The organism is Marinobacter sp. LV10MA510-1, from assembly GCF_002563885.1.
Lineage (GTDB): Bacteria > Pseudomonadota > Gammaproteobacteria > Pseudomonadales > Oleiphilaceae > Marinobacter.
Genome location: NZ_PDJA01000001.1, coordinates 2,395,480 through 2,410,772, shown reverse-complemented (window position 1 = coordinate 2,410,772; position 15,293 = coordinate 2,395,480). Strand labels below are relative to the sequence as shown.

Annotated in this window: 13 protein-coding genes; 10 read left to right on the top strand and 3 right to left on the bottom strand. The window is 54.3% G+C overall.

Going from position 1 to position 15,293, the window contains the following annotated elements; all coding sequences use genetic code 11:
- Positions 1-213: 213 nt before the first annotated feature.
- Entirely contained in the window at positions 214-1,317 is a 1,104-nt protein-coding gene (locus ATI45_RS11495; protein ID WP_098419624.1) for a porin, read from the top strand.
- A 99-nt stretch (positions 1,318-1,416) separates the two neighbouring features.
- Positions 1,417-2,316 (top strand): CYTH domain-containing protein, encoded by a 900-nt coding sequence (locus ATI45_RS11490; protein WP_098419623.1) that lies wholly within the window; start codon positions 1,417-1,419, stop codon positions 2,314-2,316.
- Here ATI45_RS11490 and mgtE read toward each other — a convergent pair.
- Both mgtE and ATI45_RS11480 read right to left on the bottom strand, forming a co-directional pair.
- Positions 2,313-3,656, bottom strand: coding sequence for a magnesium transporter (gene mgtE / locus ATI45_RS11485; RefSeq protein ID WP_098419622.1), 1,344 nt, complete (start codon positions 3,654-3,656; stop codon positions 2,313-2,315). The two genes, ATI45_RS11490 and mgtE, sit on opposite strands and share 4 nt — an antisense overlap.
- Before the next feature lie 3 nt (positions 3,657-3,659).
- Positions 3,660-4,829, bottom strand: coding sequence for a potassium channel family protein (locus tag ATI45_RS11480; protein ID WP_098419621.1), 1,170 nt, complete (start codon positions 4,827-4,829; stop codon positions 3,660-3,662).
- A 94-nt stretch (positions 4,830-4,923) separates the two neighbouring features.
- Between ATI45_RS11480 and glnE the strand changes: the two genes are divergently transcribed.
- The 3 genes from glnE (at position 4,924) to ATI45_RS11465 (ending at position 9,330) form a co-directional block, all read left to right on the top strand.
- Positions 4,924-7,824: a bifunctional [glutamate--ammonia ligase]-adenylyl-L-tyrosine phosphorylase/[glutamate--ammonia-ligase] adenylyltransferase gene (gene glnE, locus ATI45_RS11475; RefSeq protein ID WP_098419620.1), complete on the top strand. Its 2,901-nt coding sequence runs from the start codon at positions 4,924-4,926 to the stop codon at positions 7,822-7,824.
- A 73-nt stretch (positions 7,825-7,897) separates the two neighbouring features.
- Entirely contained in the window at positions 7,898-8,824 is a 927-nt protein-coding gene (locus ATI45_RS11470) for a branched-chain amino acid transaminase (protein WP_098419619.1), read from the top strand.
- A 101-nt stretch (positions 8,825-8,925) separates the two neighbouring features.
- On the top strand, positions 8,926-9,330 hold the full coding sequence (locus tag ATI45_RS11465) for a DUF6165 family protein (protein WP_098419618.1): 405 nt from the start codon (positions 8,926-8,928) through the stop codon (positions 9,328-9,330).
- Between the two features lie 41 nt (positions 9,331-9,371).
- On the opposite strand, the gene ATI45_RS11460 is transcribed toward ATI45_RS11465, so the two are convergent.
- A complete protein-coding gene (locus tag ATI45_RS11460) occupies positions 9,372-10,424 on the bottom strand; it encodes a glycosyltransferase family 9 protein (protein WP_098419617.1) in 1,053 nt (350 codons plus the stop codon).
- Positions 10,425-10,579: 155 nt separating this feature from the next.
- Here ATI45_RS11460 and ATI45_RS11455 point away from each other — a divergent pair, with 155 nt between their 5' ends.
- The 5 genes from ATI45_RS11455 (at position 10,580) to ATI45_RS11435 (ending at position 15,277) form a co-directional block, all read left to right on the top strand.
- Positions 10,580-11,296: a 3-deoxy-D-manno-octulosonic acid kinase gene (locus tag ATI45_RS11455; protein WP_098419616.1), complete on the top strand. Its 717-nt coding sequence runs from the start codon at positions 10,580-10,582 to the stop codon at positions 11,294-11,296.
- Positions 11,293-12,411 carry a glycosyltransferase family 4 protein gene (locus ATI45_RS11450; RefSeq protein ID WP_098419615.1) on the top strand — a complete coding sequence of 373 codons (1,119 nt, stop codon included), beginning with the start codon at positions 11,293-11,295 and terminating at the stop codon, positions 12,409-12,411. The genes ATI45_RS11455 and ATI45_RS11450 overlap by 4 nt, the downstream gene beginning before the upstream one ends.
- Positions 12,412-13,482: a CDP-glycerol glycerophosphotransferase family protein gene (locus ATI45_RS11445; RefSeq protein ID WP_098419614.1), complete on the top strand. Its 1,071-nt coding sequence runs from the start codon at positions 12,412-12,414 to the stop codon at positions 13,480-13,482.
- Positions 13,482-14,273: a glycosyltransferase family 25 protein gene (locus ATI45_RS11440; RefSeq protein ID WP_098419613.1), complete on the top strand. Its 792-nt coding sequence runs from the start codon at positions 13,482-13,484 to the stop codon at positions 14,271-14,273. Before ATI45_RS11445 ends, ATI45_RS11440 begins: the two co-directional genes overlap by 1 nt.
- 62 nt (positions 14,274-14,335) lie before the next feature.
- Positions 14,336-15,277: an IS1595-like element ISMrsp2 family transposase gene (locus ATI45_RS11435; RefSeq protein ID WP_098419612.1), complete on the top strand. Its 942-nt coding sequence runs from the start codon at positions 14,336-14,338 to the stop codon at positions 15,275-15,277.
- Positions 15,278-15,293: the final 16 nt, after the last annotated feature.

Here is a 15,293-nt window from a genome sequence, read left to right as displayed (position 1 = left end):
AATGCGATGCATGAAAAACGCTCGCTAACTCATTGAGAGCCAAGCCGGACAATAAGAAATAAGTAGAGAGTTACAACGTCAGTCAGTCTGTGTCACGAAAGTGACACAGAGTTTATGGATGATTTAGTCCACTCAAGCTGGCAAGCGGTATCGAAAATCGGGATTCATCTCGACGTTAAAACCTGAATAAAACCCCAAAAGGAAGACGTAAAAATGAAAAAGACACTCATCGCATCGGCTATCGCCGCGATCTCCTTCTCTGGCGCTGCTGCGGCTCAAGTAACTATGTCTGCGTCTGAGCTAGGGACCAAAATGGATTCCATGCCTCAAGTGTATGGCAACATCCAGCTGGCGATTACCCACGACAGCATTGACGGCGGTCCTTCTAGTGTTGAACACACCGACAACGGTTCCACCATCGGCGTAAAGCACGAGCACATGATCGCCTCAGGCATTACCGGCTTTTTCAAGGCAGAGCTGGAATTTGATGCTGACGACAAGGCTGGAAATAGTGGTCTGGATAGCTTCGACGAAGCATACATTGGTGTGAAAGGCGACAGCTTCGGTCAGATCTGGATCGGTTCAGACGACTCTACTTACGAGCGCGCTGTTGACGAAATTTCCAACTTTTGGGAAGTAGCTTCTCTGAACCTGGGTGGCGGTTACGACACAGGTGAAGGTGACCTAGTTCAGTACATGACCCCGTCTTTTGGTGGCCTGACTCTGGGCGCAGCAGTTCAGTTTAGCGGCGACGGCGATGCTCGCACAGGCGCCGATGCTCGCACTAAAGGCGACAAGTCTTATCCGTACCAGCTGTCTGCAGTTTATGCTGTTGATGCATTAGAGCTGGCTTTTGCGATGGATTCAAACGACGGCTCCACTAAGTACTCAAGCGACAAAGCAAGTGCCAACAACGAAAACACCTACGGCGTGCGTGCCAGCTACAACCTGGACAGTCTGCGCGTGACTGGCCAGCTCCAGACTCGTAAAGACGTTGCTGACACATACGGCTTGATGGGCGTTTACACTCTGGGTCAAAACCAGTTTGCGCTGTCTTATGAAACTCGCGAAAAGGATGGCTCGAATAAGAGCATTACTGGCGATGACACCACAAACACAGTCTCTATCCAAGCTCTGCGCAACGTGTCTGACAACCTGTACATCTATGCTGAAGCCTACTTCGGTGGTGGCGATGATGTATATGGTGGTGTCGATGCAGTCAAAGGAACGTATGATGACAACGCTGGTAAGCCAGCTGTAGCTGCGTATTCTGATGAGCGCACAGTTGCAGCCATTGGCGCAACCTACTACTTCTGATTCAGCTAAGTTAATTAGCTAATCTGGTAGTAACGGGAACCGGTGACTTTCGGGTCATCGGTTTTTTTTACGCCTGAAATTTGTGCAACAGGAGCGCTCATGGCGATTGAACTTGAAATCAAACTGACTCTGCACCCGCAACAGATTCCGCAGGCCGTGGCCTGGCTGCTGGAACAGCGGGAAGCCAGCGAGGGCGGGCGGAAACGCCTGGTGAATACTTACTACGACACCCCCGATAACGAATTGAACGGTCAACGAATCGCCCTGCGTTTAAGGCAGGCTGGCAGCCGCACCATACAAACCCTGAAAACCCAGGGCGAATTTGTCAACGGCGCCCACAAACGCAATGAATGGGAATGGGAAGTGCCCGGCCCTAATTTGCAGCTGGGCTTGCTGGCAGACACGCCGCTGGCGGACAACGTGAATCTGGCGCGGCTGGCACCGGTGTTCCAAACCAACTTTGAGCGCCAGGTGATTATGCTGGCGGACGATAACGCCATTATTGAAGTGGCGGTGGATACCGGCGAAGTTATTGCCAACGGACAAAGTCGCGCGCTCTGCGAAATTGAATTCGAACTAAAATCCGGCAACCCGGACAGCCTGTTGATCTGGGCGCAAAAGCTGGCGCAACAATGCCCGGTGTTTTTGAATCTGGTGAGCAAAGCTGAGCAGGGTTATTTTCTGGCGGATGAATCACTGGCTACTGCACGTGCTATTGAGAGTGATGATGAGAGTGGCGGTGAGGCGACAGCCTCTTTGAACAGGCTGCTCCAGCGTTTGAGTCAGAGCTGGCTAAAACAGCAATCCGTAAGCATGAAGCGTCTGAATCTTGATGCCCTGGTGCAGCTGGTGGCGCGCGGCAACATGGTTCAGCCCTGGTCAGAGCTTGCGGAACAACTGCAAAACGGCACTAAGGTCAGCGATCTGTTGCAGCAGCCATTACTGGGTCAGGTCCAGTTGGCAATGCTGCGGCAAGTGGCGGACGAGCGGGGTGCCTAAGGGCTGAGGATAGCCGTGGCTATGGTGAAGTAAATCAATACTCCGCTAACGTCGGCTATGGTGGTTATCAAAGGAATACTGGCGGCTGCGGGGTCTATGCCCAAGCGGTTCAGCAGCAGCGGTAGCAGAATGCCAATCAGGCCGCCAGCCAACACAACGGCCACCATGGTAATTGCAACGATGGTGGCAATGGCCAGTTCGGTGCGGAATATACCCACCGTCCATACGGTTATGGCCATGGTCAGCCCCAGGGCCGAGGCCACAACCAGTTCTTTCTTGAACAGTTTCAGCCAGTCGCGGTTAACCACATCGCCGGTGGCAATGCCGCGCACCACCAGTGTGGCCGACTGCGCACCGGCGTTACCGGCGCTGGCCACCAGCAACGGCATGAAAAATAACAGCGCCAGATGGGCGCCAATAAGTTCTTCAAAATGAGCAATGCCGGCGCCGGTAAAAATATTGGCAAACACCAGAATCACCAGCCACTGAATACGCGAGCGATACAGTGAAAACGGCGATGCGGCATTAATGCCGTTATCCAGGTTGCTCACCGAGCCGCCTTTGTGGATATCTTCGGTGGCCTCTTCTTCGATGACGTCCATGGCGTCGTCGTAAGTAATAATACCTAGCAGCCGGTTGTCAGCGTTTAGCACCGGCAGCGCCAGCAGGTCGTATTTTGTGATCAGTCGCGCCACCCCGTCTTGCGAGGTGTCGGTGTATGCAAACACCAGCCCGTTGGCAATCAGCGAATCAATAATGGTGTCTGGCGGCGCAATAATCAGCCGGCGCAGCGATACAACACCAATCAGGGTGTGGTGTTCGTCTACCACATAGGTCTGGTAAATCGTTTCTTTGTCGGTGGCGGTGGCACGCAAAATGTCGATGGCGCTGCCCGCGCTTATGCCAGATTCGAACATGGCGTAGTCGGTGTTCATCAAGGCGCCGGCGGTGCCTTCTTCGAACGCCAGAAGGCTGGTCAGGTCCTCCCGGTCTTGATGGCCCAGGAGCTTAATCAGTAGTTGCTGGCGCGATTCATCCAGCAGGTTAAAAAAGTCGGCGCGATCATCCGACGGCATTTCGGTGGCCAGCTCTGCCAGTTCGGCCAGCGGCGTGGCCTGGGTCAGGGTTACCTGATCGGCGGAGTTAATGTAACCCAACACCTTGGCCCGCAGCGCCATCGGCAGCTTCTGAAACAGGCCGTTGCCGGCGCTGTTGCCGATATTCTGCTCAATAAACTCGGCAAGGTCGGCTGCATTGAATTGCTGGGCAGCGTCAACCACCGGCTGGTGCTGGCCGGTGCCTAAAGCGTCAATCAGAAGCTGGAAGGGAATCGGTGTCATAGCTCAGCTCTCAGCGTCACTGCTCTGACTGTCTCGCCATTTTTCCAGAAACTTCCGGTAGCGCTCCAGGGCTTCTTTGACGACGTCCAAACCTGGGGTGTCACTGGAGCGTACCAGCACAATCAGGCCTTTGCCTTTTATTGGTTCTTTGATGTGTGGCTGGCAAATCACCTCGCCATCGTCGTCTATGTAGGCCAGGGCGGTGCCTATGTCGTGGCGAATCAAAGCGCTGACGATGTCGGCCCAATTCAGGTCTTCCAACAGCAAATCGTAGCGGTGGGGGTGGTCATGTTCATAGTTGAACAGGTCTTCCAGCACTTTCTCTGAGCCGGGCGCCACCACCGCGCGCACCATAATTTCCGGATAGGTGCGTATTGGCCGAATCACTGCGCGTATGCCTAGCGCTTTCAAACGGCTGCGATTTCTATCGGCCACACACTCTGAGGTGGTTTGGTAGCCCATGTTGAGTTCACTCAGGCGGTAGGCAATGTCGAACGTTATGCTGTCGGCATTGGCGTCGTTTTCATCGGTGGTCAATACCACAATGTGCCGGGCGCTGCCGGCGTGAACCGCCTGCAAGGCAGACGGGTCAGACCCGGTGCCGTGAAAGTGCACCAGGCCCATATCAGTCAACTCGGGTGGCAAGCCGTCGGGAAACTGGCGGGTGAGCAGCATAATAGGAATGGTTTCATACCCGGGGTTGGAACGTATTTGCGACGCAAAGCGCAAAAAATACTGCTCGCCGCCGTGCTGCGGTGTGTTGATGATAACAATGTGCTCATTCATTTTGTAAATCCAAAGTCCGCGTAGAATACGTTCCCGGCGATAAAACCGGTATTCGATGAAGTCGCTGATAATCAGCGTGAGCACCGTAATGGCGCCTATAAACAACACTATAATAGTACTTAAGCGGCCAATTAGGGTTTTCGGCGCGTAATCGCCGTAGCCTACGGTCGACACGGTAGTCATGGTAATCCATATCGATTCGAACAGGGTCAGGTCTTCCACTGCCCAAATCACCAGAACCTGAAAGGTTAGCAACCCGATCAGCATCGCAAAAAGCGTTTTCATGCGCTTGCGGATCAATCCGCGCATGGGCAGGTGCGATTGAGCGCTTGAGTGAGAGTAAGACTGAGAGTGTTCGGCGTTCAGTGGGAGGCGATTGCGTTGCATCCGGGCGCTGGTGTCCTGTGGGTCTGATTCGTTATACAGTACCTTTAATAGGGTACTAAACCAAAAATATAACAGAGAAACAGAGGTTTGTTTTATGTCTCAGCCTTGGAGCGCACTGCCGCAGGTTTTGGCTGCCGACGTTGCCGGGCGCTGGCCGGCCATTTTTGCAGACGGCGTGCCTTCCTGGCTCACAGAGTCTGGCGCCATTAACACCGAACTGCTGGCGGCGGCCATTGCCAGCAGCCCTTTTTTGGGCCAAACCCTGGAGCGGCAACCCGACGCGGTACGTCAATTGCTGGCCTCGCGTTGCCTCAGCAAACCCACCACCGTTGCCTATCTGCAACAGCGCTGGTTGGAATATCTGGCGCACATTAGTGACGAGCCGGGCCTGCACCAGGCTTTGCGGTGTTTCCGCCGGGAAATCCAGTTTCGCATCATCTGGCGCGACCTTCTGCGCCAGGCTGACCTGGCCGAAACCATGGCCGCCACCAGCGGTTTTGCCGATATCTGCATAGATGGCGCACTTGGCTGGCTTTATGACAGCGCGTGCGAACAGTTTGGCACACCTTGGGGTCTCAGCCCGGTCAGCGGCGAAGAGGCACCGCAAAAAATGGTGGTGCTGGGGATGGGCAAACTGGGCGGGCGCGAACTGAACGTGTCTTCCGATATAGACCTGATATTTGCCTTTCCCAGCAAGGGCGAAACTCGCGGCGGGCGGCGGGCTTTAGACAACCAGCAGTTTTTTGTTCGCCTTGGCCAGCGATTAATTCAGGCGTTAGACCAGATAACCGCTGACGGTTTTGTGTTCCGGGTAGACATGCGCCTGCGGCCCTATGGCCAGAGTGGCGCCCTGGCCCTCAGCTTTGCCGCGCTGGAAACCTATTATCAAGACCAGGGCCGCGACTGGGAACGCTATGCCATGGTCAAGGCCCGGGTAGTGGCCGGCGACCAAGAAGCCGGTGTGGTACTGATGGAAAGCTTGCGGCCGTTCGTGTATCGCCGCTATGTGGATTTTGGTGCTTTTGAATCCTTGCGCAGTATGAAAGCCATGATTGGCCGCGAAGTGCGCCGCAAAGGCCTGGAAAACAACATTAAGTTAGGCAGCGGTGGCATCCGCGAAATCGAGTTTGTGGTGCAGGCGTTCCAGCTGATTCGCGGTGGCCGGGACCGGGAACTGCAGCAGCGCGAATTGCTGCGGGTGCTGAACGAATTTCTGGAGCTGGAACTGCTGCCGCCCCAGGTAATCAGCGAACTGCGAGCGGCCTACGTCTTCCTGCGCAATCTGGAACACGCGCTACAGGGCATGGAAGACCAGCAAACCCAGTTATTACCGGACACCGACCTGGCCCGCGCCCGAGTGGCGCATATTATGGGTTATAGCAGTTGGCCGCTGTGCCAGCAGCAGCTGGATGAGCACCGGGCGCAGGTGGCTACGCACTTCAGCAATATTATCACCAGTGATGACGACGACAGCCCCCAGAACAACCTTGATGATGGCTGGCAAGAGTTGTGGCTTTGCGAAATGGACGAGCCAACCGCCTTGGCCTGGCTGGTTGAAAAAGGCTTTGAAGCGCCAGAAGAAACCCTGGCCGCATTAACCAGCCTGCGCACCAGCCGCACCATAAAATCGCTGCAGACCCAGGGCCGTAACCGTCTGCACCAGTTTATGCCCATGCTGCTGGCCACCCTGACCGAAGTCGAAAACCCGTCCCATACCTTTGGCCGGGTGCAGCCTTTAATAGAAGCCATACTACGCCGTACCGCTTACATGGTTTTGCTACTGGAAAACCCGGGGGCCTGCTCCCAGCTGGTGTCCCTGTGCAGTGAAAGCCCCTGGATAGCGCGCGAGCTGGCCGACACGCCGCTGCTGCTGGACGAGCTTCTAAACGCCGAAAGCCTGTATTACCCGCCCGCCAAAGCCGAACTGCAGGACGACTTGCACCAGCAGATGCTGCGCATTTCCTATGACGATCTGGAAGATCAGATGGAGTCTTTGCGGCATTTCCGCAAAGCCCATACCTTGCGGGTGGCGGCCGCTGAAATGAAAGGTACCCTGGCGCTGATGAACGTCAGTGATTATCTGACCTGGATTGCCGAGGTGGTGCTGGAACACGTGGTGGATGTCGCTTTTGCCAATCTGGTCAGCCGCCACGGCTATCCGCGGCGAGCCGATGGTTCGATATGCGATTCGGATTTTGCGGTGATTGGGTATGGCAAGTTAGGCGGTATCGAACTGGGTTACAGTTCCGATCTGGATCTGGTATTTGTTCACAGCGCCGACCCCCAGCAAAGCACCGATGGCGAAAAGTCCATCGACAACGCTGTGTTCTACACCCGCCTGGGTCAACGCATTGTGCATATTCTGAGCACCCAGACACCCTCCGGCCAGCTTTACGATGTAGATATGCGGTTGCGTCCGTCTGGCAGCTCAGGCCTGTTGGTAACCACTTTGCAGGCCTTTGAAAAATATCAGCACACTGACGCCTGGACATGGGAACACCAAGCTCTGGCTCGCGCCCGCGGCATAGCCGGGTGCCCGCGCACTCTGAAAGGCTTTGAACAGATCCGCAAGAGTACCCTGTGCCAGCACCGCGACCGTCTGGCGCTGCGCAGCGAAGTAGTGGCAATGCGTGAAAAAATGCGCGCCAGCCTGGCCACCCCCGCCAGCCGCCGAGCCGATATGTTCCACGCCAAACAGGACCCGGGTGGCATTGTGGATATCGAGTTTCTGGTGCAATACCTGATGCTGGCCTGGAGTGAGGAATACCCCACACTAACCCGCTGGCCAGACAATATTCGGCAGATGGAAGAACTGGGCCAGGCCGGCGTATTGCCCGCAAGCGATGTTAAAACACTGCGCGCGGCCTACATTGCGCTGCGCTCCGCGATCCACCGCCGTACCCTGCAAGATTTGAACAGCCATTTGTCTGGCGATACGTTCATTGCAGAGCGGGACTTTATCCGTTCCATCTGGCAACGAGTCATGATTGAATAACCGCTAAAACTTTTCCCGGTGATCCTGATAGAATACCGAACTCACAAGAACTGCTTTTTTGGAGCAACCTAGTATGTCGATGGCTGATCGTGATGGTGTTATTTGGCTGGATGGAGAAATGGTGCCCTGGCGTGACGCCAAAGTGCATGTACTGACCCACACCTTGCATTATGGTTTGGGCTGTTTTGAAGGTGTGCGAGCTTACAACACCGATGAAGGCGCCGCTATTTTCCGCATGAAGGATCACACCGACCGGCTATTCCGTTCAGCCCATATTCTGAATATGAAAATGCCGTTCAGCAAAGACGAAATCAACGCCGCCCAGCTGTCTGCGGTACGGGACAACAATCTGGACGAAGCCTACCTGCGCCCAATGGTATTTTATGGCTCCGAAGGCATGGGCCTGCGCGCCGACAACCTGAAAGTGCACGTAATGGTCGCCGCGTGGAATTGGCCATCGTACATGTCGCCAGAAGCCAAAGAGCAGGGCATTAAGGTGCGTACTTCGTCTTACACCCGCCACCATGTAAACATCACCATGTGTAAGGCCAAGGCTAACGGAAACTACATTAACTCCATGCTGGCACTGCAAGAAGCCGTTTCCAGCGGATGTGAAGAAGCCCTGCTGCTAGACAACGAAGGCTACGTGTCTGAAGGTTCTGGCGAAAACGTGTTTCTTCTGCGTAACGGCGTGCTGCACACCCCGGAACTGACGTCCTGCCTGGAAGGCATTACCCGCCAGACCATTCTGGATTTCGCCAAAGAACTGAACATTGAAGTGAAAGAACGCCGCATCACCCGCGACGAAGTTTACGTGGCCGACGAAGCCTTCTTCACCGGCACCGCCGCCGAAGTACTGCCCATCCGCGAGTTGGACGGCCGTTCTATCGGAGCAGGCAAACGTGGCCCGCTGACTGAAAAACTGCAGTCTATGTACTTTGATGCCGTGAAGGGTAAGGCGCCGGAGCGTCGGGATTGGTTGTCGGTGGTTAAGGGCTGATAACGCAAAGGCTGAAAACCTAAAGTGCAAAAGCCGCTGTTCGTTGCGCGCAATCGCACAGTGGCTTGTTGTTTTAATGATTGATTTTGCAGGTGTAGCAAATGGCAGATGTCATAAAAGTTCCGGTTTCCTTCGGTGAAGTTCTCGACAAGATCACGATTCTTGAAATCAAGTCGGAGCGCATCAAAGATGACTCGAAGCTCAAAAACGTCAAGCTGGAACTGAACGAGCTGAACGCAACGTGGACTGATGCAGTTAGCGACCAAAGCGCCATCGCGCAACTGCGTCAGCAGCTCAAGGCGGTCAATGAAGAACTTTGGGTGATTGAAGACGACATTCGTGACCAAGAGGCCGACCAGAATTTTGGTGCCCGCTTTATTGAATTGGCACGGGCGGTTTATGTCACCAACGACAAGCGCGCGTCTTTGAAAAAAGACATCAACCTGGCGTTAGGTTCGCGCTTTGTTGAAGAAAAGTCTTACCAGGATTACACCGCTCGCAAGTAACGGCTTGTCTCCACTGCTTCTTGCCAAAGTTCGGCCCGGAGTCAGGCCCCTCGTTCTGGCTCCGGCAGCTTTGCCTTTATCCACTTGTCCAGCATGTCAGTAGCGTCTGCCACTTTAATCAATTCCATTGCGCCTGCAAACTCTGCTTTTGTGCCCCAACGTGCCTTGTTTGCACTTGTCTGTGCAAACGTTTGCAGCGCCTGATCGTAACGATTAACGCACCAGGGCAATGAATTATACGGCCCTGACCGAAGCGGGTTACTGGCGGCATACAGGCCTAATACATCGGTGCCCATTGCGCTGGCGATATGCGCCGGGCCGGTATCCGGTGCGACAACAATATCTGCGCGGCTCAGCATTGCGGTCAGCTGTTTCAGGGTGTCCTGGCCACAGATGTTAACCGGCGCTTCCTGCATGGCTTGATCAATGGCCTCACAATACGCAATCTCGAAAGGCGCGGGGCTGCCCGCCAGCGTTACCTGCATGCCGTGCTGGCGGATCGCATAATCTGCTAACCGTGCGTAGCGCTCGGCCGGCCAGTTGCGTAATTTATGACTGGCGCAGGGGCTGATCACCATGTTGGCGCGATCGTTGGCAAGGTGGGTATTGGCAAAGGCGTAATCGCTTTCGGTCAGCGGAATCGTCCAGCGCGGCGGGGCTGGCTTTAATCCTAAGGGTTCCAAAAAACTGGCCAGGCAGTCGCGCACGTGCTGGCGCTGTGCCGGCGCGATACGGCGGTTGATGAAAAAGCCGTGCAGGTCTTTGCTGCGCGCCTTGTCATACCCCACCCGGATCGGCGCAGAAATGCACGCTGCAGCAAGATTGGCGCGCAGGGCGACCTGCATGTGTAACAATGCATCAAACTTGCGGCCCTTCAATCGTTTGCGCAAACCGGTATAGGCGCTGCGGCCGGCTTTTTTGTCAAAAACAATGAACTCTACACCGGGTAAGTCGCCAATCAATCTGGCTTCAATTTTGCCAATCACCCAAGTGATTTTCACGCCTGGGAGCTGCTCTTGAAGGCTAAGCACAACCGGGATCACATGAGTGACATCGCCAATGGCGGAAAGCCGGAGAATGCAGATCGATTTCATCGAATGGATATCCGTTGATGCCCTACAAAACAGTTGGTGGAGCTTTGCGGCGGTTCGTTGATAAACTAAGCGTTATTCTATATTACTTGCCAGCCAAGGTCGCGACGGCCTCAATGCTTGGTAAAGAGTTGTTTGTTGGCAGTTAGCGAGGTTTCATGGCGGAAGCGGAAGTGTTCAAGCGGGATATGCAACGTGTATTGCTGATGCATCCCAAATTGGCTGACAGAATAACATTTGACTGGTTTGACTCTGCCCAATGGGGCGATCGTGCGGAGCTTGTGGGCAGCGGAGGGCGAGGAGGAGCCTGGTTTCTTGACGCCGATGGCGGCGACTACGTTCTGCGTGAATACCTGCGCGGTGGTTTGGCATCACGGCTGTCTCTCTGTACTTACGCCTTTACCGGGGAAGATCGTGTGCGCTCTATAATGGAGTTTCGCATGCTGATGCTGTTGTCAACTCAGGGCTTTCCGGTTCCGAAACCGATCGCCGCCTATTACCGAAAATTGCCTGTTCTGCGGTATCAGGCGGCAATCATCGTCGAGCGTATTGCAAACACAGCACCGCTGGCGGACCTGATTGATACCCGCTCAGATGCTGACTGGCGCCGGTTAGGGCAGCTTGTACGGCGCTTCCACGATGCCGGTGCGTGCCATGCAGACCTGAATTGCTTTAACGTACTGGTACGTGGCAACGAGTTCTTCCTGATTGATTTTGACAAGGGGTGCATCATGCCGCCCAATAGCTCGAACGGCTGGAAAAATCGCAACCTCAAACGCTTGGCCCGCTCAATCAAAAAAATCGCCGGTGAGCAGGTATTGAATAAGGTCTGGAGTGCATTTGAACATGGCTATAACGGGAGTGTTACCGCGTGACTGACGAACAACAACCGAAAGCGCTGCTGGCCGTTTTGTGCTTGACCGATGCCTGTGATCGCCCTGAAACCGAGCTATTTATCGGTCTCAAACGCGCCGGTTTTGATGTGGATGTGATGTGTAATTCCCAAGGCCGCAATTATCAGCGCCTGGTTGACGAAAAAATGGTTGCTCAGCCGATGGCCTTAAAAAGCCGCTTTGATAAAGACGGTATAGCCGCTATTCAGAAGCAGTTAAACACCAAAAACTACGACATTATTCATGCCTACAACCCCCGTGCGTTAGCCTGCGGATTGCGAGCATCGAGGGGCACCGATATTAAAGTGGTGGCCTACCGAGGCGTTATTGGTAACGTCAGTTTTTTAAATCCCGAGTCCTGGATTACTTTCCTGCATCCCCGGGTCAGCAAAATTGTGTGCGTGGCCGACGCCATCAAAGACTTTTTTTCCAGCCTGAAATTTTTGTGGCTGCGAGTGCCTGCTAGCAAGCTGATTCGCATTTACAAAGGGCATGACCTGAGCTGGTATCAGGCCGAGCCGGCGGACCTGACGCAGTTTGGAGTGCCCGCCGGAGCTTTCGTGGTGTGTAGCACCGGGCGAAACAACCCGCGCAAAGGTTACGATGTTCTGATCGACGCCTTCAGTAAGTTGCCGGCGGATGTGCAGGTGCACCTCGTATTGGTGGGTGATGCCATCGACAACGCCGAATTGCAGGCCCAAGTCAGCCAGTCAGCGCACCCGGACCGTATTCATTTTACGGGCTATCGTAATGATGCCCCGGCCATTGCCGCTGCCAGCGATGTGTTTGTGTTGCCGTCCACCGAAAGAGAAGGGCTACCAAGAGCGGTGATTGAAGCCATGGCCTACGGTGTGGCGCCCATTGTCACCCATGTTGGTGGCATGCCCGAGTTAGTGGAAAAGGGTGTTAGCGGACTTGTGGTTCCGCCAAAGGATGCTGATGCTCTTGGCGCAGCCATAGAGCAGCTCTATCGCAATCCGGAGTTAACAAAACAGTTTGGGCAAGCCGCTCAGGCGCGCATCGGAAACCATTTTCATACCTCACAAACCGTGCGTGAAACCTCGGAGCTATACCGCTCCCTGGTAGGCAGCCACTGAATGCGCCGATATCTGTTTTTCGTCAATCAGCCTTATTCTTACTCTATTTTGCGGCCTCTGCAGGATGAAATCCGCCGCCGTGGCGACGAAGCCGCCTGGTTTGTAGCGGGCTGCTCAGCTGAGCCATTGCGACCAGACGAGCAGCACTTGAAAACCGTCGCAGATGTGATGGCCTACCAGGCCACCGCAACGTTTGTTCCCGGTGACTGGGTTCCCTATTTTTTCCCTGGCATCAAGGTTGAAGTGTTCCACGGCATGGCGCGCAACAAGCGTGGCCACGGCAGTGAAGACGAAAGTGACCATTACCGCATAAGGGGCTGGTTTGATCTGTATTGCACGCACGCAGTCAGCGATACCGCAAAGTTTCAGGCACTGGCGCAGCAGTACAAGCATTTTGCCGTGGCCCATACCGGCTGGCCAAAGCTAGACCCGCTGATGTCGCAGTCTGTTACGGGAAAGCGTGAGCGCGCGGAGGGTGAGCTGCCAGTGGTGTTTTTCGCCTCTACATTCAGCCGTTCGGTAACAGCGGCGCCCGCGTTGGTGGATAAAATTGCCGAGCTGGCTGCAAGTGGTCGCTGGCAGTTTATTATGACTCTACATCCGAAAATGGACCCGGTCGTGGTGCAGCAATACCGCAGCCTAGCCGGTGAAAATCTAAAATTTATAGAAAGCGAGGAGGATCTGCTGCCTATACTGCCGCAGGCAGATATTATGCTGTGTGATACCTCATCAATTATGTTTGAATTCATGTTTTTGGACCGCCCGGTTGTTACCTTTAAAACCAAGATGCCGGGGCCCTACCTGATCGATGTAGATGCCGTTGAAGAGCTGGAGCCCGCGTTGGCCAAAGCCATGGAATATCCCGATGCGCTAATGAACGCAGCTCGCAGCCTTTGTGATGATTTACACAGCTTTCGTGATGGCGCCTCAAGCGCGCGCGTGTTGGATGCAGTGGACGATTTTATCGCTATCAAAAAGGCCGGGTTAAAACGTAAGCCCCTAAACTTGTTGCGAAAACTGAAAGTGCGACGACGGCTATCCAAAGAACTGCGATATCAGAGTAAAAATTAATGAGTCACGTTAAGTATGAGGGGGTCGTCAGGGTGATTGTCCTGACCCTCCGAGATTCTCTGGACCGGCAAGCGCGGATCAAACGCGCTTTAGGCAAGGCGGAGATTGAGTTTGAGTTTTTTTGGGGCGTTGACGGCCGCAAAGATCCCAATCCGTTATTGGCTTTCTACGACGAGCCGAAAAGGTTACGGGCAAAAGGCAAATCGATGACCCCAGGCCAGCTTGGCTGTTTTGCCAGTCATTTCAATATATGGAAGCGCTGCGAAGCAGAAAACACAAACTACATTGTGCTTGAAGATGATGTTGTGTTTGATGAGGATGGGTTTAAATCCTTTTTAGACGGTTTGTCCGAGCTTCCTAGTCATTTGGAGTGTCTAAGATTATTTGAGAATAAGACCAGAGGCAATAAGCACTACGATGTATCCGGTTTCAAAGGTTTTCGTGTGCTGCGTTACCTTAAAGGCCCGATGAGCGCGATGGGTTATTTTCTTACACCGCGGGCCGCGCGAAAGTTCGTATATTCAACAAATCCGGTCTTTCTTCCAGTAGATATCCACATGGACCGCTACTGGGTAAACAATGTTATCTGTCTCGGGATCGAGCCAGCCTTCGTTTGCCATGACTACGGTTTCGAGTCGTTGATTGGCTACGATGAAAAAGTTGGCCGGCGACCTATACTCGTTCGTTTAAACCGAGAGCTGTTTATGCTGGACGAACGTGTTCGACGTTTTTTTTATAATCTGGTTTTAAAGAAAAAGTTGTACAAAAACTTACCTGATTACTCACGTTAATCAGCCACGCTGCCGCCATTCTGGTATATGCTGATGTTATATACAGTACAGGAGGCAATCTCATGGCACGTAACCCAATCCAATTCCAGCCCGGCCTGTCGTTGCCGGCTTTTCTCAAGCAATACGGCACAGAAGCACAGTGCCAGGAAGCCCTTTTCCAGCACCGCTGGCCCAAGGGATTTGTGTGCCCTGACTGCGGCAATGCTACCGGCTGCCGGCTGTCGAGGGGGCATTACCAGTGCCATCGCTGTCACCATCAGACGTCACTGACCGCCGGCACTATCTTTCATGCGACTCACCTGCCGTTGACCACCTGGTTCCTGGCCATTTATCTGCTTACCCAGCGTAAGAGCGGTCTCTCGGCACTGCAACTGTCTCGGGATCTCGGTGTCACTTATAACACGGCCTGGAAGCTCAAACACAAGGTGCTGCAGGTCATGCACGATCGCAACCAGGGAGAGAGGTTCAGCGGCCGCATCGAGGTTGATGACGCCTATCTGGGCGGCGAACGGTCGGGAAAACGAGGTCGTGGTGCCGAGCATAAATTCCCCTTTGTCGCTGCGGTGCAAACCAATGGCGAGGGCCACCCGATGCGGGTTCAGCTTCGCCGTGTGAGTGGCTTTACCCTAGCCGAGGTGCGTCGCTATGGCCAACAGGCCATTGCGCCCGGAAGCCACGTTGTCAGCGATGGTCTCAACTGTTTCCGGGCCTTTGACACGGCCACCTGCGTCCACGAGCGCCACATCACCGGAGGCGGTCGTGCCAGCGTGGCGAATCCTGAGTTCAACTGGGTCAACACCCTGCTCGGCAACGTCAAGAACGCGATCACTGGAACTTACCACGCTATCCGGGGGCAGCATGCCCCTCGCTACCTCGCTGAATTCGAATACCGCTTCAATCGGCGCTACGATCTCAAAGCCATGCTTCCGCGGTTCCTGACAGTAGCAGCCCGGACACCGCCTATGCCCTATAGGCTGCTAAAGATGGCTGACTCTTATGCGTAATCAGGAAAACTAATAG

What these genes read in the sequence shown, in the direction of transcription:
- ATI45_RS11440 (WP_098419613.1), top strand. Translation starts at nt 13,482, where the DNA reads ATGAGTCACGTTAAGTATGAGGGGGTCGTCAGGGTGATTGTCCTGACC.
- ATI45_RS11455 (WP_098419616.1), top strand. Translation starts at nt 10,580, where the DNA reads ATGGCGGAAGCGGAAGTGTTCAAGCGGGATATGCAACGTGTATTGCTG.
- ATI45_RS11445 (WP_098419614.1), top strand. Translation starts at nt 12,412, where the DNA reads ATGCGCCGATATCTGTTTTTCGTCAATCAGCCTTATTCTTACTCTATT.
- glnE (WP_098419620.1), top strand. Translation starts at nt 4,924, where the DNA reads ATGTCTCAGCCTTGGAGCGCACTGCCGCAGGTTTTGGCTGCCGACGTT.
- ATI45_RS11480 (WP_098419621.1), bottom strand. Translation starts at nt 4,829, where the DNA reads ATGCAACGCAATCGCCTCCCACTGAACGCCGAACACTCTCAGTCTTAC.
- ATI45_RS11435 (WP_098419612.1), top strand. Translation starts at nt 14,336, where the DNA reads ATGGCACGTAACCCAATCCAATTCCAGCCCGGCCTGTCGTTGCCGGCT.
- ATI45_RS11460 (WP_098419617.1), bottom strand. Translation starts at nt 10,424, where the DNA reads ATGAAATCGATCTGCATTCTCCGGCTTTCCGCCATTGGCGATGTCACT.
- mgtE (WP_098419622.1), bottom strand. Translation starts at nt 3,656, where the DNA reads ATGACACCGATTCCCTTCCAGCTTCTGATTGACGCTTTAGGCACCGGC.
- ATI45_RS11465 (WP_098419618.1), top strand. Translation starts at nt 8,926, where the DNA reads ATGGCAGATGTCATAAAAGTTCCGGTTTCCTTCGGTGAAGTTCTCGAC.
- ATI45_RS11490 (WP_098419623.1), top strand. Translation starts at nt 1,417, where the DNA reads ATGGCGATTGAACTTGAAATCAAACTGACTCTGCACCCGCAACAGATT.
- ATI45_RS11495 (WP_098419624.1), top strand. Translation starts at nt 214, where the DNA reads ATGAAAAAGACACTCATCGCATCGGCTATCGCCGCGATCTCCTTCTCT.
- ATI45_RS11470 (WP_098419619.1), top strand. Translation starts at nt 7,898, where the DNA reads ATGTCGATGGCTGATCGTGATGGTGTTATTTGGCTGGATGGAGAAATG.